The following is an 18,121-nucleotide window of genomic DNA, read 5'->3' as shown; positions in this document are numbered from 1 at the left end:
GCGATGCGCGTGCTCCTCGCCGGCGGTGGCACCGCCGGCCACGTCAACCCCCTGCTCGCGACCGCGCAGCGGCTGCGGGAGCGCCACCCAGGGGTCGAGATCACCGTGCTGGGCACGGCTGAGGGGCTCGAGCGCGAGCTGGTGCCTCGGGCCGGCCTCGAGCTCGTCACGATCGCGAAGCTGCCCTTCCCGCGACGGCCCGACGCGGCGGCGCTGCGGTTCCCGGGGCGCTGGCGCCGTGTCGTGCGCGAGGTGCGCACCCTGATCCGCGACCGCAGGCCCGACGTGGTGGTCGGCTTCGGCGGCTACGCATCGGCACCCGCGTACCGCGCGGCGCACCTCGAGGGCGTGCCGATCGTGATCCACGAGGCGAACGCGAAGCCTGGCTTGGCGAACCGGCTCGGCGCCCGCTGGACCGACCTGGTCGGCCTCTCCTACCGCTCGACCACGCTCGAGGGCGAGCTGGTGGGCATGCCGCTGCGCCCCGAGATCACCGGCCTCGACCGCACGGAGCTCCGCGCGGAGGCGCTGGCCGAGCTCGGCCTCGCGCCCGACCGCCCGACGCTGCTCGTCACGGGCGGCTCGCAGGGTGCCCGCTCGATCAACCGCACGATCGTCGAGACCGCCGGCGACGTCGTCGACGCGGGCTGGCAGATCCTCCACCTCTCCGGCGGCAGGCAGACCGACTTCGAGCCCGCTGGCGTGCCGCACTACGTGGCGATCGAGTACCTCGATCGCATGCACCTGGCACTGGCGGCAGCCGATCTGGTCGTGTGCCGCGCCGGGAGCCTCACGGTCTCCGAGCTCATGGCCGTCGGCCTGCCCGCGGTCTACGTGCCGCTGCCCTACGGCAACGGCGAGCAGGGGGCGAACGCCGCCGATCAGGTCGCCGCCGGTGGCGCACTGCTCGTCGCGGACGCCGAGTTCACGGCACAATGGGTGCGCACGCGGCTCGTACCGCTGCTGCGGAGCGCCGATCGGCTCGCCGAGATGGCCTCTGCGAGCGCGGGTGCGGGAGCGAGCGACGGCAGCGACCGCATGTGCGATCTCATCGAGCGGGCCGCGGCCACGAGGAGGCAGTCGTGATCGAACCGGACTTCAACCAGCCGATCCCCGAGCGGATCGAGCGCGTGCACTTCATCGGCATCGGAGGCTCGGGCATGTCGGGCATCGCCCACATGATGCTCGACGCCGGGCTCATCGTCTCGGGCTCCGACCGCTCCGGCTCGGCCACCGTGGACCGCCTGGTCGAGCGCGGGGCGACCGTCACGATCGGCCACGACGGGGCGAGCGTGCCGGTCGAGGGCGAGGGTCGCGTCGACGCGGTGGTGGTCACGAGCGCCCTGTGGCCGGACAACCCGGAGCTGCTCGCGGCGCGCGAGCACGGCATCCCCGTGCTGCATCGCTCGCAGGCCCTGCACGTGCTCGCGCGCGGCAAGCGCGTGGTCGCCGTCGGGGGCGCGCACGGCAAGACGACGACCACCGGCATGCTCGTCGTCGGGATGCACGGCCTCGGCGTCGACGCCGGCTTCGTGAACGGCGGCGTCATCGCCGGGCTCGACGCGTCGAGCTCGCAGGGCAGCTCCGACCTGTTCGTGCTGGAGGCCGACGAGTCCGACGGCTCGTTCCTGCTCTACGACGTGGCCGTCGCGCTCATCACGAACGTCGACACGGATCACCTCGACCACTACGGCACCCCCGAGGCCTTCGACGAGGCCTTCGCCGCGTTCGCGAACCGGGCCAGCGAGGCCGTGGTCATCTCCGCCGACGACGAGGGCGCGCAGCGCGTGCGGGGCCTCATCCACCACGAGCGCGTCGTCACCTTCGGGGAGTCCGAGGGCGCCGACGTCCGGATCCTGGAGATCCGGACGGGAGCGACGGCCTCGTGCGCGCTCGAGATCGCCGGCCAGCGCCTCGAGCTCGAGGTCGGCGTGCCCGGGCGGCACAACGCCGTCAACGCCGCCGGTGCCCTGGCGACGCTCGTGGCGCTGGGCTTCGCCCCCGCCGACATCGCCGGCGCGCTCGGCGCCTTCCGCGGCACGGGTCGCCGCTTCGAGCTGCACGGCGAGCGCCGGGGCGTGCGCGTCTTCGACGACTACGCGCACCACCCGGCGGAGGTCGACGCCGCCCTCACCGCGGCGCGCACCGTGATCGGCGACGGGCGCATCATCGCCATCCACCAGCCGCACCTCTACACGCGCACGCGCGACATGGCCGCCGAGTTCGCCTCGGTCTACGAGCGGGTCGCCGACCACACGGTGGTGCTCGACGTCTACGGCGCCCGAGAGGATCCGATCCCCGGTGTCACGGGCGCGCTGGTCGCCGACCGCTTCGCCGACCCCGCCGACGTCGACTTCCTGCCCGATTGGCAGCGGGCCGCCGAGCGCGCCGCCGAGCTCGCGCAGCCGGGCGACATCATCGTGACGCTCTCCTGCGGCGACGTGTATCGCATCATCCCGCAGGTGCTCTCGGCGCTCGAGGACGGCGCCGAGGCGTGAGGCGGCCCGAGGGGTTCGACCGCCCGGCCGACCGCGACGGCGACGGCCGGGCCGAGGGGGCGGATCGCGGCGATGACCGGGCGCGCGCGCTCGCGGCAGACGTGCGCGAGGTCGTCACGCTCGACGCGCTACGACGTCGGCGCGAGCGGGCGCTCGAGGAGGAGGCGGAGCGGGCCGCCGGCGTGCCGACGTCCGCGCGGCCGGAGCCGCGCCGCTGGGCGCTGAGCGCCTACGCAGGGATCGACGACGAGGAACCGGCGAGCGGCACCGACCCGGGGAGCGACGCCGCGGCTGCCCCGCGGCGCGGCTCCGAGGGCGCGGCGCACGATGCAGCGCTCGTCCACGAAGGGCTCGCCGACGCAGCGCTCGTCGACCCCGCGGCCGAGCCGCTCGCCGAGGGCGAGTCGCACGCCCAGCGCGTGGATCGGGCCTGGCGCCGCTCGCAGCGCGAGCAGCGCCGGCTCGACCGCGCAGAGCTCGCAGACACGCGGCGCGAGGCGCGCATCGCGAAGCGGGAGCGCGTGCGTCGGGAGCGCGCCGAGGTCCGCAGGTTCACGGCTGAGCGCCGTCGGCAGCTGCGCACCGCGCTGCTCGCCGCGGGCGGTCTCGTGCTGGCGCTGCTCGTGCTCGTCGGCCTCGTCTGGTCGCCGCTCATGTCGGTGCGCGAGGTGCAGGTGGAGGGCGCCGACCGCATCGACCCGGCTGCCGTGCAGGAGGCGCTGGCCGATCAGGTGGGCCAGCCGATCGCGACGGTGACCGAGGCAGGGATCGCCGAGCGGCTCCAGGCGATCCCGCAGATCGAGTCCTTCCGCGTCGACGTGGTGCCGCCCTCCAGCGTCATCGTCCACCTGGTCGAGCGCCGCCCGGTCGCGGTCGTCGAGTCCGGGGCCGGGGCGTCCGTCATCGATGCGGCCGGGGTCGTGCTCGGCTCGGTCGACGAGACGACGGATGCGCTGCCGCGCCTCACGGGGGTCGAGACCGGCACCGAGGAGTTCGAGGCGGTGGCGACGCTGCTCGTCTCGGTGCCCAGCGAGGTGCTCGCCGCGACCGAGACGATCGAGGCGCCCACCGCGTCCGACATCAGGCTGACGCTCGACACGGGGCAGCAGGTGCAGTGGGGCGGTGCCGACCAGAGCCCGCTGAAGGCCGACGTGCTCGCCGCGCTGATGTCCACGCAGGATCCCGAGACCGCTCGCGTGCTCGACGTGCGAGCACCTGAGCACCCGGTGGTCCGCGGCTCCTGACCGGTTCCCGCGCGCGATGCGGCCGCCGCACCGCGCCGCAGGAACGTGACGAAACTTTTTCTTCGTGGATCCGGTCGCGACACGCCCTGTCGGTCACGCCGCCGTGCTCCGCCCGCCCGTACCGTCGGAGTCGTCAGCATGAAATGAGGAATTCTCTAAACTTCAACTAGAGGTTGAGAGTTCGATCGAGGGGCCGGAACGTGACTTCCAACAACAACTACCTCGCCGTCATCAAGGTGGTCGGCGTGGGCGGCGGCGGTGTGAACGCCGTCAACCGCATGATCGACCTCGGTCTCCGGGGCGTCGAGTTCATCGCGATCAACACCGACGCGCAGGCGCTGCTGCTCAGCGACGCCGACGTGAAGCTCGACGTGGGCCGCGAGCTCACGAAGGGGCTCGGCGCAGGCGCGGACCCCGAGGTGGGTCGCCGTGCCGCGGAGGACCACGCGGAGGAGATCGAGGAGGCGCTCGCCGGCGCCGACATGGTCTTCGTCACCGCGGGAGAGGGCGGCGGCACCGGCACGGGCGGCGCCCCGGTCGTGGCGCGCATCGCGAAGAGCCTCGGTGCGCTGACGGTCGGCGTCGTGACGAAGCCGTTCTCGTTCGAGGGCCGCCGCCGCCAGGCGCAGGCCGAGGCGGGCGTCGAGGCGCTCAAGAACGAGGTCGACACGCTCATCGTCGTGCCGAACGACCGCCTGCTCGAGATCTCCGACATGGGCATCTCGATGGTCGAGGCCTTCGAGACGGCCGACCAGGTGCTGCTCGCCGGCGTGCAGGGCATCACCGACCTCATCACCACCCCTGGCCTCATCAACGTCGACTTCGCCGACGTGAAGTCGGTCATGCAGGGCGCGGGCAGCGCCCTGATGGGCATCGGCTCCTCCCGCGGCGCCGATCGCGCCATCAAGGCGGCAGAGCTCGCGGTCGCGAGCCCGCTGCTCGAGGCCAAGATCGACGGTGCGCACGGCGTGCTGCTCTCGATCCAGGCCGGCAGCAACCTCGGCATCCACGAGACCTACGACGCGGCCAAGCTCGTGCAGGAGGCCGTGCACCCCGAGGCGAACATCATCTTCGGCACGGTCATCGACGACACGCTCGGCGACGAGGTGCGCGTCACCGTGATCGCCGCCGGCTTCGACGGCGCGGGCCCGACCGTGAAGGACGACGACTCGGTGCTGCGGACGGCTGCGCGCGACGAGATGGGACTGCGCTCGTCGAGCTCGCCCTCCGCGCCGCGCGAGGAGGAGCGCCGCGACGAGCGCCGCGCCGACGTGCGTCGCACGGAGGAGCCGGCGGAGCGCCGCGCCGTGCCTGCCGTGCCCGTCGCCGACCACCTCACCGGCCCCGTGCAGCCGCTGACGCAGGTCGACGAGGAGGAGGACGAGTTCCTCCCCGACTTCCTGCGCTGACGACACCGCATCCGCTGACCGCGAGCATGACTGACGCCCCCGCGCGCCTGGCCGCCTTCCTCGAGGACCTCGAGGCGGCGCGCCAGGCGCGCGAGGTCACGGTCGTGGTCGTCACCAAGTTCCATCCCGTCGAGCTCGTGCGCGAGCTCGCCGACGCCGGGCATCGCCACTTCGGCGAGAACCGGCACCCCGAGGCGCGCGACAAGGCCGTGGCGCTCGGCGAGCTCGGCCTCACCTGGCACTTCCTCGGGCAGCTGCAGCGCAAGAAGGCGCGGCAGGTCGCCCGCTACGCCGACGTGCTGCACTCCGTCGACTCGGTCGAGCTGGTCGAGGCGCTCGAGGGCGGCGAACCGGGGGAGCAGCGACCGGTGCGCGACGCCCTGGTGCAGCTCAACCTGACCGACGATCCCGCCCGCGGAGGCGCCGCGCCCGACGGCCTCGAGCCGCTCGCGGAGCGCATCGCCGCCTCGGATGCGCTACGGCTTCGCGGCGTCATGGCGGTCGCGCCGCTCGACGAGGAGCCGGCTCGGGCCTTCCAACGACTCGCGGCGCACGCCGAGCGCGTGCGCCGCATCGACCCATCCGCCGACTGGATCTCAGCCGGCATGAGCGGCGACTGGCGCGAGGCGCTCCAGCACGGCGCGACACACCTGAGAATCGGCACGGCAATCACGGGAAACCGCCCCAGCGGCGGATAGCGTGAACGCACGCCACGAGGAGGATCCATGAGCAACGCACTGAAGAAGGCGGCGATCTACTTCGGCTTCGCCGAGGAGGATGAGCTGACCCAGGAGGTCCGCCCCGTCGAGCGGACCGAAGAGCACGACCGTGCTCCGCAGCAGCAGCCGCGCGAGCGCGTCGAGGAGCCGCGCCGCGCTCCCGTCACCAAGCTCCGCGCCGCACAGAAGGTGAGCGACATGAGCGAGATCCTCACGGTGCACCCGCGCCAGTACAAGGATGCCAAGGCCATCGCCGAGGCCTTCCGCGACGGCACCCCCGTCATCATCAACCTGTCGCAGATGACGGACGGCGACGCTCGTCGCCTGATCGACTTCTCCGCAGGCCTCACGCAGGGCCTCGAGGGGCGCATCGAGCGCGTCACGACCAAGGTCTACCTGCTGACGCCCGAGCACATCGCGGTCTCGGGCGGGCGTGGCGTCGACGAGGACGCGGACGCAGCCGTCTTCGCCCACTGACCCGGTGTCGATCGTCCCGATCCTCGCCTGGGCCGTCCACACCGCCCTGCTCGTCTCGTTCTACGTCCTCTGGGCGCGGATCATCCTCGACTTCGTGCGGCAGGTGCGGCGTGATTGGCGACCCAAGGGCTTCTGGCTCTTCGTCTCGATCTGGCTGCTGCGGCTCACCGATCCGCCGCTGCGGTTCGTGCGGCGCTTCGTGAAGCCGATCCGCATCGGCGGCGCGATGCTCGACATCGCGATGCTCGTGCTGCTGCTCGGCCTGCTGCTGCTCATGACGCTCGTCGGCCAGTTCCGCTACGCCTGACCCGAGCGCGCTGAGAGGCGCGCTCGCCCGCTCGACGCTACGATCTCCGGAGCGCGAACCGCGCCGGGTACAGTGAACCTGTGCCGCCTGCCCACCGGCAGGCGACTGACCAAGAAAGGCACGCCATGGCTCTGACTCCTGACGACGTCGTCCACAAGCGCTTCGAGACGACGCGCTTCCGGGACGGCTACGACCAGGACGAGGTCGACGACTTCCTCGACGAGGTGGTCACGGAGCTCCGTCGTCTGAACGAGGAGAACGAGACGCTCCGCGCCGAGAACGAGCAGCTGAAGTCGGGCGGCGCCAGCGCCGCTGCGACCGAGGTCGCCGCTCCCGCCGAGCAGGCGCCCGTCGTGCAGGCAGCGCCCGCCCCGCAGGTCGACACCGCGGAGCTCGAGCAGCTCCGCGCCGAGAACGAGCGCCTCGCGAAGGAGCTCGCCGACCGCGACGAGGCCGCTGCCGCTGCCGCTGCGGAGGCCGACGCGCAGCCGGCCGAGGCGCACACCCCGTCCGAGACCGAGGCGCCCGCGGCCGCGGAGCCCGCATCGCCGTCGGTGGCGCAGTCCGACAGCCTCATCAAGCTGGCGCAGCGCGTGCACGACGAGCACGTCGCCGAGGGCGAGCAGAAGCGCGACGAGCTGATCGCCGCCGCCGAGGCCAAGGCCCAGCAGATCGAGGACGCCGCGGAGCAGCGCAAGGTGGCGCTGCAGGGCGAGTTCGACGACGCGAAGGCCAAGCTCGACGAGCAGAAGGCCGGGCTCGAGGCCAAGATCGATGAGCTCAAGAGCTTCGAGCGCGACTACCGCCTGAAGCTGCGCGGCTACATCGAGAGCCAGCTGCGCGACCTCGACCGCTCGTCCTCGCTCGCCTTCGGCGGGCAGAGCGGCAGCTGAGCCGCTCGGTGACGGACCACGGCGCGACCGCGCACGGCTCGCGCAGGCGCAGCGGCGCCCCACGCCCGACCTGGCTGATGCTGGGGATCGTGCTGGGCACCGCTGCGCTCGCGTGGGTGGCCGACTTCCTCACCAAGGAGTGGGTCGTCGCCACCATGGCCGAGGGCGAGCAGCGCGAGGTGCTCGGCGAGGTGCTGCAGTGGCACTTCGTGCGCAACCCCGGCGCCGCCTTCTCCTTCGCCGCCGGATCGACGTGGATCTTCACGATCCTGGCCGCGGCCGTGGTGATCTTCATCGCGACGCAGGTGCGACGCATCCGCTCGATCCTGTGGGCCGTCGCCTTCGGCGGGGTCCTCGGCGGCACCCTCGGCAACCTCACCGATCGCCTGACGAGAGAGCCAGGGTTCTTCGTCGGGCACGTGATCGACTTCATCCAGGTGTGGGGCTTCCCCGCGATCTTCAACATCGCCGACATCTTCATCGTCGGCTCGATGATCGGCGTCGTGCTGCTCGTGCTGCTCAACATCGGTCTCGACGGCCTGCGGCACACCGACGATCCGGCGCACACGCGGCCGGCGGCAGACGAGGATCCCGACGCGACGCAGCCGCTCGGCCCCGAGGATCGCCCGGGAGCCGGCTCCTGATGGAGACCCGGTTCCTCCAGGTGCCTCCGGGGCTCGAGGGCACCCGCGCCGACGCCGGGCTCGCGAAGCTGCTGGGGCTCTCCCGCACCGCAGTCGTGGCGATGCTCGACGCGGGTGGGGCCGTGCAGGACGGCACGGTGCTCGGCAAGTCGGACCGGCTGCGCGGCGACGCCTGGCTCGACCTGTCGTGGCAGCCGCGCGAGGAGCCGAGGCTCGTCCCGACGCCCGTGCCCGACCTCGGCATCGTCCACGACGACGCCGACATCGTCGTCGTCGACAAGCCCGCGGGCGTCGCGGCGCACCCCTCGGTCGGCTGGCAGGGCCCGACGGTCGTCGGCGCCCTCGCCGCTGCGGGCTTCGACATCGCGACCTCCGGCGCCGCGGAGCGGCAGGGTGTCGTGCACCGGCTCGACGCGGGCACCAGCGGCCTCATGGTGGTCGCCAAGAGCGAGCGCGCCTACGCGCACCTGAAGGCCGCCTTCCACGACCGCGAGGTCACGAAGATCTACCACGCGGCGGTGCAGGGGCACCCCGACCCGCTCTCGGGCACGATCGACGCGCCGATCGGGCGGCACCCCAGCCACGAGTGGCGGTTCGCGGTCGTCTCGAGCGGCAAGCACGCGATCACGCACTACGAGACGCTCGAGGCCTATCGGGGCGGCAGCCTGCTGGAGGTGACGCTCGAGACGGGTCGCACGCACCAGATCCGCGTCCACATGGCGGCCAGGAAGCACCCGTGCCTCGGCGACACGATGTACGGCGCCGACCCGACGACCTCGGCGCGGCTCGGGCTCGAGCGGCAGTGGCTGCACGCGATGCGCCTCGGCTTCCGGCATCCGGCGACGGGGGAGCAGGTGCTCTACAGCTCCTCCTACCCGGCGCCGCTCGAGCACGCGCTCGAGCTGCTGCGCGAGGACTAGCGCGGCACGTCGCGTGGGCGCCGCGACGTAGGATCGATGGGCCATGGCAGACTCCTTCGCGCACCTCCACGTCCACACCGAGTACTCGATGCTGGACGGCGCAGCACGCATCAAGGACCTGATGCAGGCGGTGCACGACGAGGGCATGCCCGCCGTCGCGATGACCGACCACGGCAACGTCTTCGGCGCCTTCGAGTTCTGGAGGGCGGCGAAGGCGCAGGGGCTGAAGCCCATCATCGGCACCGAGGCCTACATCACGCCCGGCACCCACCGCTCGGAGCGCACCCGCGTCAAGTGGGGCGACCAGGGCGCGCCCTCCGGCGACGACGTCTCCGGCGGCGGCGCGTACACGCACATGACGCTGCTGGCCGAGAACAACGAGGGGCTCCACAACCTCTTCCGGCTGTCGTCGTACGCCTCCATGGAGGGCTACTACTTCAAGCCGCGCATGGATCGCGAGCTGCTCGAGCAGTACTCCGGCGGGCTGATCGCCACGACCGGCTGCCCCTCCGGCGAGGTGCAGACGAGGCTCCGACTCGGGCAGTTCGACCAGGCGCTCGAGGCCGCCGCCTCCTACCGCGACCTCTTCGGCGCCGACAACTACTTCCTCGAGCTCATGGACCACGGCCTCGAGATCGAGCGACGCGTGCGCGACGGTCTGCTCGAGATCGGCTCGCGGCTGGGGCTGCCGCTGCTGGCGACCAACGACCTGCACTACACGCGCGCCGAGGATGCCAAGAGCCACGACGCGCTGCTGTGCGTGCAGTCCGGTTCGACGATGGACGACCCGAACCGGTTCCGGCTCGACGGCGGGGGCTACTACGTGAAGTCCGCCGCAGAGATGCGGCACCTCTTCCGCGACCTGCCGGAGGCGTGCGACAACACGCTGCTCATCGCCGAGCGGTGCGACGTCGAGTTCGACACGAGCGCCAACTACATGCCGCGCTACCCGGTGCCGGAGGGGCACGACGAGCACTCCTGGTTCCGCCACGAGGTGCACGCGGGGCTCGAGCGCCGCTACCCGAGCGGCATCCCCGACGCGGTGCGGGCGCAGGCCGAGTACGAGATCGGCGTCATCTCGGGCATGGGCTTCCCCGGCTACTTCCTCGTGGTCGCCGACTTCATCAACTGGGCGAAGGACAACGGCATCCGCGTCGGACCGGGGCGCGGCTCCGGCGCCGGCTCGATGGCCGCCTACGCGATGCGCATCACCGACCTCGACCCGCTCGAGCACGGCCTCATCTTCGAGCGGTTCCTCAACCCCGATCGCGTCTCGATGCCCGACTTCGACATCGACTTCGACGATCGTCGCCGCGGCGAGGTCATCCGCTACGTCACCGAGAAGTACGGCACCGAGCGCGTCGCGCAGATCGTGACCTACGGCACGATCAAGCAGAAGCAGGCGCTCAAGGATGCGAGCCGCGTGCTGGGCTTCCCCTTCGGCATGGGCGACAGGCTGACGAAGGCGATGCCGCCGGCGATCATGGCGAAGGACATCCCGCTCACCGGCATCACGGATCCCTCGCACGAGCGCTACAAGGAGGCCGGCGACTTCCGCGCGCTCATCGAATCCGATCCCGACGCGAAGACCGTCTACGAGACCGCGCTCGGCCTCGAGAACCTCAAGCGCCAGTGGGGCGTGCACGCGGCGGGCGTCATCATGTCCTCCGACCCGCTGATCGACATCATCCCGATCATGAAGCGCGAGCAGGACGGCGCGATCATCACGCAGTTCGACTACCCCGCGTGCGAGTCGCTCGGCCTGATCAAGATGGACTTCCTGGGGCTGCGCAACCTCACGATCGTCTCGGATGCGCTCGACAACATCCGCGCGAACCGCGGCGAGGAGATCGACCTCGAGACGCTGCCGCTCGACGACCGCGGTGCCTACGAGCTGCTGCAGCGCGGTGACACCCTGGGCGTGTTCCAGCTCGACGGCGGGCCGCTGCGCTCGCTGCTGCGGCTCATGAAGCCCGACAGCTTCGGCGACATCTCGGCGGTGATCGCGCTCTACCGGCCGGGCCCGATGGGCGCCGACTCGCACACGAACTACGCGCTGCGCAAGAACGGCGCGCAGCCGATCACGCCCATCCACCCCGAGCTCGAGGAGCCGCTGGCCGAGATCCTCTCGGAGTCCTACGGCCTCATCATCTACCAGGAGCAGGTGATGGCGGTCGCGCAGAAGGTCGCCGGCTACACGCTCGGCCAGGCCGACATCCTCCGGCGCGCGATGGGCAAGAAGAAGAAGGAGGAGCTCGACAAGCAGTTCGAGGCGTTCTCCGGCGGCATGCTGGAGCGCGGCTACTCCGCCGCGGCCGTGAAGGCCCTGTGGGACATCCTGCTGCCCTTCTCCGACTACGCCTTCAACAAGGCGCACTCCGCCGCCTACGGCGTCATCTCCTACTGGACCGCGTTCCTCAAGGCGCACTACCCGGCCGAGTACATGGCGGCGCTGCTGACGAGCGTCGGCGACTCCAAGGACAAGATGGCGATCTACCTGTCCGAGTGCCGACGGATGGGCATCACGGTGCAGCCGCCGGACGTCAACGAGTCCACCCTCTACTTCACGGCAGTCGGCGACGACATCCGCTTCGGCCTCGGTGCCGTGCGCAACGTCGGCGAGGGCGTCGTGGACGGCATCGTGGCGGCCCGCAAGCGCGAGGGCGCGTTCGCGTCGTTCCACGACTTCCTGAAGAAGGTGCCGCTCGGCGTCGCCAACAAGCGCACCGTCGAGTCGCTCATCAAGTCGGGCGGCTTCGACACGATGGGCGTGACCCGACGGGCGATGCTCGAGATCCACGAGGATGCGGTGGACGCGGCCGTCTCCATCAAGCGCAACGAGGCGAACGGGCAGGTCGACCTCTTCGGCGACATGTTCGACGACCTGGACGCGGTCGCCGATCGCGTGCCGGATCGGCCGGAGTGGGGCAAGCAGGACAAGCTGGCGTTCGAGCGCGAGATGCTCGGGCTCTACGTCTCCGACCATCCGCTCTCCGGCCTCGAGCTCGAGCTCGCGAAGCACGCGACGCACCAGATCCAGGAGCTGCAGGAGGTCGAGGACGGCGAGCACGTCTCGCTCGCCGGGCTCATCACGAGCGTGCAGCACCGCGTGGCGCGCAACTCGGGCAACCCCTACGGCATCATCGCCGTCGAGGACTTCAGCGGCGAGCTCGAGATCATGGTGCTCGGCAAGACCTACACGGAGTATCGCGCGGCGCTGCAGGCCGATCAGGTGGTGGTGGTGCGCGGTCGCGTGCGCACACGCGACGACTCGGTGTCGGTGCACGCGAACGCGATCGACACGCCCGACGTGCAGCCGATCGACGAGACGAGGCCGCTCGAACTGCGGATCCCGGAGCGGCGCGCCTCCATGACGGCCATGCGCGAGCTGCGCGGTCTGCTCGAGCGCCACGCCGGGCCCACCGACGTGCGGATCGCGCTGCAGCGGCCAGACCTCGAGCGGGTGTTCTCCCTGCCGCAGCGGGTGCGCGTCTCCTCCGACCTCTTCGGCGAGATCAAGAGCCTGCTCGGCCCCGCGTCGATCGCCTGACTCGCGGGCGCTCCGTCGCAGGCAGCTGCGGCGAGGGCTCGTCCGACGTCGTCGCCCCCGTGGCGGCGACCACTCGCCATCGGCAGCGCCCCGAGCGATCTACGATGGAGACCGTGCTCCGACGAATCGATCTGACGACCTTGCCCGGCGACGAGGAGCTCCGCGCTCTGCTGCCGCGCCCCGCGATCGACGTCTCGGCATCCCTGACGGCCGCGACCGAGCTCATCGACGCCGTGCGCGAGCGCGGCGCCGACGCGCTCGTCGAGCAGGCCGAGCGGTTCGACGGCGTGCGTCCCTCGGCCATCGCGGTGCCCGCATCGGCGATGGCGGATGCGCTGGACGCGCTCGACGCCGACGTGCGATCGGCGCTCGAGACGGCGATAGAGCGCGTGCGCGTCGGCTCGAAGGCGCAGGTGCCGCCGCCGATGATCGCCCACCTCGGCGCGGGCGCCGAGATCGAGCTGCGCTGGCAGCCGGTCGACCGCGTCGGGCTCTACGTGCCAGGAGGCAAGGCGGTGTACCCGTCGAGCGTCGTGATGAACGTGGTCGCGGCGCAGGCGGCCGGTGTGCGCTCCATCGCGGTCGCGAGCCCGGCGCAGGCGGAGCACGGCGGCCTGCCCCACCCCACCATCCTCGCCGCGTGCGCGCTCCTCGGCATCGACGAGGTCTACGCGATGGGCGGTGCCGGCGCCATCGGCGCCCTGGCGCACGGCATCCCAGCGATCGGGCTCGCCCCGGTCGACGTGGTCACGGGGCCGGGCAACGTGTTCGTCGCCGCCGCCAAGCGCGTCGTCGCGGGCACCGTCCGCGTCGACGCCGAGGCCGGCCCGACCGAGATCCTCGTGATCGCCGACGCCGCTGCCGATGCCGAGCTCGTCGCGGCCGATCTCGTCAGCCAAGCCGAGCACGACGAGCTCGCCTGCGCCGTGCTCGTCACCGACTCGGCCGACCTCGCCGACCGCGTCGAGGCAGCCCTGACCCGTCGCGCCGGCGCCGCTTCGGCCGCCGAGCGCGTGCGTGCCGCGCTGACCGGGGAGCAGTCGGCGATCGTGCTGGTGGCCGACCTCGAGGCCGCCGCGCGCGTCAGCGACGCCTATGCGCCCGAGCACCTCGAGATCATGACGCGCGACGATGACTCGGTGCTCGCGCTCGTGCGGCACGCCGGCGCCATCTTCCTCGGCCCGGACACCCCGGTGAGCCTCGGCGACTACGCCGCCGGCTCCAACCACGTGCTCCCGACCGGCGGCCAGGCGCGCCGCGTGCCGGGGCTCGGCGCCGCGACCTTCCTGCGAGCCCAGCAGGTCGTGCGCTACGACCGCGCCGCCCTCGCCGAGGTGCGTGCGGAGGTGAGCGCGCTCGCCGCCGCGGAAGGGCTCCCCGCTCACGGCGAGGCGGTCGAGGCGCGCTTCGACCGCAGCGCCGAGCCCACCGGGGCGCGCTGATGCACTGCCCCTTCTGCCGCAACCCCGACTCGCGCGTGGTCGACTCGCGCACGAGCGACGACGGCACGTCCATCCGCCGACGCCGCCAGTGCACCGAGTGCGGCCGTCGCTTCACCACCACGGAGACCGCGAGCCTGTCGGTGGTGAAGCGCTCCGGCGTGCTCGAGCCCTTCCGTCGCGAGAAGGTCATCGAGGGCGTGCGCAAGGCCGTGCGCGGCCGCCCCGTCACCGACGCCGACCTCGCGGGCGTCGCGCAGTCGGTCGAGGAGACCATCCGGGCGACGGGCGCGAGCCAGATCGACGCGAACGAGATCGGCCTCGCCGTGCTGCCGCCGCTGCGCGAGCTCGACGAGGTCGCCTACCTGCGCTTCGCCAGCGTCTACAACAACTTCGACTCGCTCGACGACTTCGAGGCGGCGATCGGCGCGCTGCGCGCTGCGCGCCCGGAGGGTGCCACCGAGTGAGCGCCTACGACCTGCTGTTCCGGCACGGCTTCGCCCGCGTCGATCCCGAGCGCGCGCACCACCTCGGCGCCACGGCCATCAGGGCGATCGGCGTCGCGCGCCCCGGTGTGCGCACCGACCCGGCGCTGCGCACCCGAGCGCTCGGCCGCGCGTTCCCCACGCCGTTCGGCGTCGCCGCGGGGTTCGACAAGGACGCGACCATGATCGCCGGTCTCGGCGCGCTCGGCTTCGGGCACGTCGAGGTCGGCACCCTGACCGCGCAGCCGCAGCCCGGCAACCCGCAGCCGCGGCTGTTCCGACTCACGGAGGACCGCGCGCTCATCAACCGCATGGGCTTCAACAACGGGGGAGCGGCCGCCGCCGTCGAGCGCATCGCCGCAGCCCGCGCGGCTCGCTCGCGGCCCGTGATCGGCGTCAACATCGGCAAGAGCCGCGTCGTCGACGCCGACGACGCCGTCGCGGTCGAGCGGGACTACCTGCGGTCGACGCGACTGGTGGCGCCCGTCGCCGACTACCTTGCGGTGAACGTCTCGTCGCCCAACACGCCAGGGCTCCGCGGCCTGCAGGAGACCGAGGTGCTCGAGCCGCTGCTCGCGGCCATCCGCGCAGCCGCCGGCGCGACGCCCGTGCTCGTGAAGATCGCTCCCGACCTCGACGACGAGCAGGTCGAGGGCATCGCCGCGCTCGCCGCGCGCCTCGAGCTCGCCGGGGTCATCGCCACCAACACCACGATCCGTCGGGCGGGGCTGCGCTCGAGCGCTGATGCCGTGGCGCGGGCCGGTGCTGGCGGCCTGTCCGGCCCGCCGGTCGCCCGCCGCTCGCTCGAGGTGCTGCGGCGGCTGCGCGCGGCGCTGCCCGAGCAGATCGACGTCGTCTCCGCCGGGGGTGTCGAGACGGCCGACGACGTGCGCGAGCGGCTCGCCGCGGGCGCAGCGCTCGTCCAGGGCTACACGGCCTTCGTGTACCGCGGCCCGGGCTGGGCGCGCGAGATCAACCGGGGCCTCCGCAGCGGCTGAGCCGCCGTCGCGCTCACCGCCGACCTGCGCAGCGGCTGCGGGCGACGCCTACTCCGGGTAGCGGAAGAGCTTCGTCTGCGGCTTCGGCATGCGCATGAACGGCAGCTGCACCGAGCGCATCGTGGCGTACCAGCCGTGGCCCTTGGCATCCTTGTCGCCGAACTTCGCGCGCACCGCGCGGCGCACCTGCCACGCCATCAGCACCGAGTCGAGGATGACGACGGCGACGAACGCCCACAGCACGAGGTTGGCGATCAGGCGCCACTGCGGGTCGTTGATGAAGGTCAGGATCAGCACCACGACCATGACGGGCATGGCCGCCGTGCCGATCGAGAGGCGCGCGTCGACGAAGTCGCGCACGTAGCGACGCACGGGCCCCTTGTCGCGCGGCGGCAGGTACTTCTCGTCGCCGCGCTCGAACCCGACGCGGGCCTTCTGGCGCTCGGCGCGCATCTTCTCCTGCACCTGGCGCCGGGCCTCCTTGCGGTCCTCCGGCACCAGCGGGCGGCGGTTGCGGGCGACCTGCTCCGACTGCTTCGGCGTCCTCCGGCCTTCCTGCAGGGGCTCGGTCGGAGCCTTGTCGTCGGCAGAACGGCTGAACAGCGCCACGGGGAGGTCCTTCTCGAGTCGGTCGCGGGGGATCGCTCCATGGTACCGCCGCGACGCGCAGGGGGCCGCCTAGGATCGAGCGCATGACTGCACACGACGCTGACCCCAGCGCGCCCTCGCGCGACGCCCTCTCCGACCGCGACCGCGCCGTCCTCGCCGCCGTCGATGCCGGCTTCGATCGCGCGGTCGACGACCTGAAGGCGCTCGTGCGCATCCCCTCGGTCGCGTGGGACGCCTACGACCCGGCGCAGGTGCAGGCGAGCGCTGAGGCGGTCGCCGCGCTCGCCGAGGGCACCGGCGTGTTCGAGCGCGTCTCCATCGAGCGCGCGCCGATCGGCGACACCGAGCAGCTCGGCCAGCCCGCCGTGCTCGCGGTGCGCGCCGCCAGGGGCGGCAGGCCGACGGTGCTGCTCTACGCCCACCACGACGTGCAGCCGTGGGGCGACGAGGCGCTGTGGCGCACGAAGCCCTTCGAGCCCACCGAGATCGACGGCCGCCTCTACGGTCGCGGCGCATCCGACGACAAGGCCGGCGTCATCACCCACATCGCCGCGATCCGCGCGCTCGCCGAGGCCGTCGACCCCGAGGTGGGCCTCGCGCTGTTCATCGAGGGCGAGGAGGAGCACGGCTCCCGCTCGTTCCAGCGGTTCCTGGAGCTGCACGCCGACGTGCTGCGCGCAGACCTCATCGTGGTGGCCGACAGCGACAACTGGTCGACCGAGATCCCCTCGCTCACGGTGGCGCTGCGCGGCAACGCGGCGTGCAACGTGACGATCACGACGCTCGAGCACGCGAGCCACTCCGGCATGTTCGGCGGCGCGGTGCCCGACGCCATGATGGCCTTCGCCACGCTCGCCGCCAGCCTCTGGGCCGACGACGGCTCGGTGGCGGTCGAGGGCCTCACGGAGGCCGACCTCGACGTGCCCGAGCAGACCGAGGCGCACGTGCGCGCCGAGGCGGGCCTCCTGGAGGGCGTCGGGCTCGTCGGCTCCGGCCCCGTGCTCTCGCGGCTGTGGGCGAAGCCGGCCATCACCATCACCGGCATCGACGCACCCGCGGTGGCCGACGCGTCCAACACGATCCTGCCCAGCGTGCGGTTCCGCCTCTCGGCGCGCATCGCGCCCGGCCAGACGGCGGCCGACGCCTTCGAGGCGCTGCAGCGGCACATCGCGGCGCACGTGCCCTTCGGCGCGCACGTCGCCTACGACAGCGTCGACCTCGGCGACCCGTTCCTGGTCGACTCGACCGGCTGGGGCGCGACCGCGGTCACGCAGGCAATGGCGGATGCGTGGGGCGCGCAGCCGGTCGAGGCGGGCATCGGCGGTTCCATCCCGTTCATCGCCGACCTGGTGCGCCAGTTCCCCGAGGCGCAGATCCTCGTGACGGGCGTCGAGGATCCGGCGACGATGGCGCACAGCCCGAACGAGTCGCAGCACCTCGGCGTGCTGCGCAAGTCGATCGCCGCCGAGGCGCTGCTGCTCTCGCGCGTCTCGGAGGGTCGCGAGTAGCATCGAGGGTGACGGGATCACGGTCCCGTGGCTTTCGAGAGGAGCTGAGATGACGGATGTCATGACGCACGGCGTCAACCTCACCGACACGGCCGCCGACAAGGTGCGCCGCCTGCTGGACCAGGAGGGGCGCGACGACCTGCGCCTGCGGGTCGCGGTGCAGCCGGGCGGCTGCTCGGGGCTGATCTACCAGCTCTACTTCGACGAGCGTCGGCTCGACGGCGACTCGATCCGCGACTTCGACGGCGTCGAGGTCATCGTCGACCGCATGAGCGTGCCCTACCTCGACGGGTCGACCATCGACTTCGAGGACACGATCCAGAAGCAGGGCTTCACGATGGACAACCCGAACGCCGGCGGGTCCTGCGCCTGCGGCGACTCGTTCCACTAGGTCGCGATACCGCGTCCTTCCGCGACACGC

General features: G+C 72.2%; 17 protein-coding genes. 16 read left to right on the top strand and 1 reads right to left on the bottom strand.

Annotation, left to right across the window (positions count from 1 at the left end; all coding sequences use genetic code 11):
• Positions 1-3: 3 nt before the first annotated feature.
• The 14 genes from murG to AA0Z99_RS06405 all read left to right on the top strand — a co-directional run bounded on the left by murG (position 4) and on the right by AA0Z99_RS06405 (position 15,583).
• Entirely contained in the window at positions 4-1,086 is a 1,083-nt protein-coding gene (gene murG / locus AA0Z99_RS06470; RefSeq protein ID WP_413320572.1) for an undecaprenyldiphospho-muramoylpentapeptide beta-N-acetylglucosaminyltransferase, read from the top strand.
• Positions 1,083-2,498 carry a UDP-N-acetylmuramate--L-alanine ligase gene (gene murC, locus AA0Z99_RS06465; protein WP_413320570.1) on the top strand — a complete coding sequence of 472 codons (1,416 nt, stop codon included), beginning with the start codon at positions 1,083-1,085 and terminating at the stop codon, positions 2,496-2,498. The genes murG and murC overlap by 4 nt, the downstream gene beginning before the upstream one ends.
• Positions 2,495-3,742, top strand: coding sequence for a cell division protein FtsQ/DivIB (locus tag AA0Z99_RS06460; protein ID WP_413320568.1), 1,248 nt, complete (start codon positions 2,495-2,497; stop codon positions 3,740-3,742). The genes murC and AA0Z99_RS06460 overlap by 4 nt, the downstream gene beginning before the upstream one ends.
• A 200-nt stretch (positions 3,743-3,942) precedes the next feature.
• A complete protein-coding gene (gene ftsZ / locus AA0Z99_RS06455) occupies positions 3,943-5,151 on the top strand; it encodes a cell division protein FtsZ (RefSeq protein WP_413320566.1) in 1,209 nt (402 codons plus the stop codon).
• Between the two features lie 26 nt (positions 5,152-5,177).
• Positions 5,178-5,849: a YggS family pyridoxal phosphate-dependent enzyme gene (locus AA0Z99_RS06450; RefSeq protein ID WP_413320564.1), complete on the top strand. Its 672-nt coding sequence runs from the start codon at positions 5,178-5,180 to the stop codon at positions 5,847-5,849.
• Between the two features lie 27 nt (positions 5,850-5,876).
• Positions 5,877-6,347: a cell division protein SepF gene (locus AA0Z99_RS06445; RefSeq protein WP_413320562.1), complete on the top strand. Its 471-nt coding sequence runs from the start codon at positions 5,877-5,879 to the stop codon at positions 6,345-6,347.
• Between the two features lie 4 nt (positions 6,348-6,351).
• The gene (locus tag AA0Z99_RS06440; protein ID WP_413320560.1) at positions 6,352-6,654 is read left to right on the top strand and encodes a YggT family protein; all 303 of its coding nucleotides are present in this window, start codon (positions 6,352-6,354) and stop codon (positions 6,652-6,654) included.
• A 125-nt stretch (positions 6,655-6,779) separates the two neighbouring features.
• Entirely contained in the window at positions 6,780-7,547 is a 768-nt protein-coding gene (locus AA0Z99_RS06435; protein WP_413320558.1) for a DivIVA domain-containing protein, read from the top strand.
• 8 nt (positions 7,548-7,555) lie between these two features.
• Entirely contained in the window at positions 7,556-8,191 is a 636-nt protein-coding gene (lspA, locus tag AA0Z99_RS06430; RefSeq protein ID WP_413320556.1) for a signal peptidase II, read from the top strand.
• On the top strand, positions 8,191-9,111 hold the full coding sequence (locus AA0Z99_RS06425) for an RluA family pseudouridine synthase (RefSeq protein WP_413320554.1): 921 nt from the start codon (positions 8,191-8,193) through the stop codon (positions 9,109-9,111). Before lspA ends, AA0Z99_RS06425 begins: the two co-directional genes overlap by 1 nt.
• Positions 9,112-9,154: 43 nt before the next feature.
• Positions 9,155-12,661: a DNA polymerase III subunit alpha gene (dnaE, locus tag AA0Z99_RS06420; protein WP_413320552.1), complete on the top strand. Its 3,507-nt coding sequence runs from the start codon at positions 9,155-9,157 to the stop codon at positions 12,659-12,661.
• Between the two features lie 113 nt (positions 12,662-12,774).
• On the top strand, positions 12,775-14,103 hold the full coding sequence (gene hisD, locus AA0Z99_RS06415) for a histidinol dehydrogenase (RefSeq protein WP_413320550.1): 1,329 nt from the start codon (positions 12,775-12,777) through the stop codon (positions 14,101-14,103).
• Entirely contained in the window at positions 14,103-14,567 is a 465-nt protein-coding gene (gene nrdR, locus AA0Z99_RS06410; RefSeq protein ID WP_413320548.1) for a transcriptional regulator NrdR, read from the top strand. The genes hisD and nrdR overlap by 1 nt, the downstream gene beginning before the upstream one ends.
• The gene (locus AA0Z99_RS06405) at positions 14,564-15,583 is read left to right on the top strand and encodes a quinone-dependent dihydroorotate dehydrogenase (RefSeq protein ID WP_413320546.1); all 1,020 of its coding nucleotides are present in this window, start codon (positions 14,564-14,566) and stop codon (positions 15,581-15,583) included. Before nrdR ends, AA0Z99_RS06405 begins: the two co-directional genes overlap by 4 nt.
• A gap of 48 nt (positions 15,584-15,631) precedes the next feature.
• Here the strand turns inward: AA0Z99_RS06405 and AA0Z99_RS06400 are convergent, their stop codons facing one another.
• Positions 15,632-16,192, bottom strand: coding sequence for a DUF3043 domain-containing protein (locus tag AA0Z99_RS06400; protein ID WP_413320544.1), 561 nt, complete (start codon positions 16,190-16,192; stop codon positions 15,632-15,634).
• Between the two features lie 83 nt (positions 16,193-16,275).
• On the opposite strand from AA0Z99_RS06400, the gene AA0Z99_RS06395 reads away from it, so the two are divergent.
• Together AA0Z99_RS06395 and AA0Z99_RS06390 are read left to right on the top strand one after the other, a co-directional pair.
• Positions 16,276-17,700, top strand: coding sequence for a dipeptidase (locus tag AA0Z99_RS06395; RefSeq protein ID WP_413320542.1), 1,425 nt, complete (start codon positions 16,276-16,278; stop codon positions 17,698-17,700).
• A 49-nt stretch (positions 17,701-17,749) separates the two neighbouring features.
• Positions 17,750-18,091 (top strand): HesB/IscA family protein, encoded by a 342-nt coding sequence (locus tag AA0Z99_RS06390; RefSeq protein ID WP_413320540.1) that lies wholly within the window; start codon positions 17,750-17,752, stop codon positions 18,089-18,091.
• The last annotated feature ends 30 nt before the right edge of the window (positions 18,092-18,121 follow it).

Origin of the sequence: Agrococcus phoenicis, assembly GCF_047302415.1 — a bacterium.
Taxonomy (GTDB): Bacteria; Actinomycetota; Actinomycetes; order Actinomycetales; family Microbacteriaceae; genus Agrococcus.
This window is presented reverse-complemented; position numbering and strand designations above follow the sequence as displayed.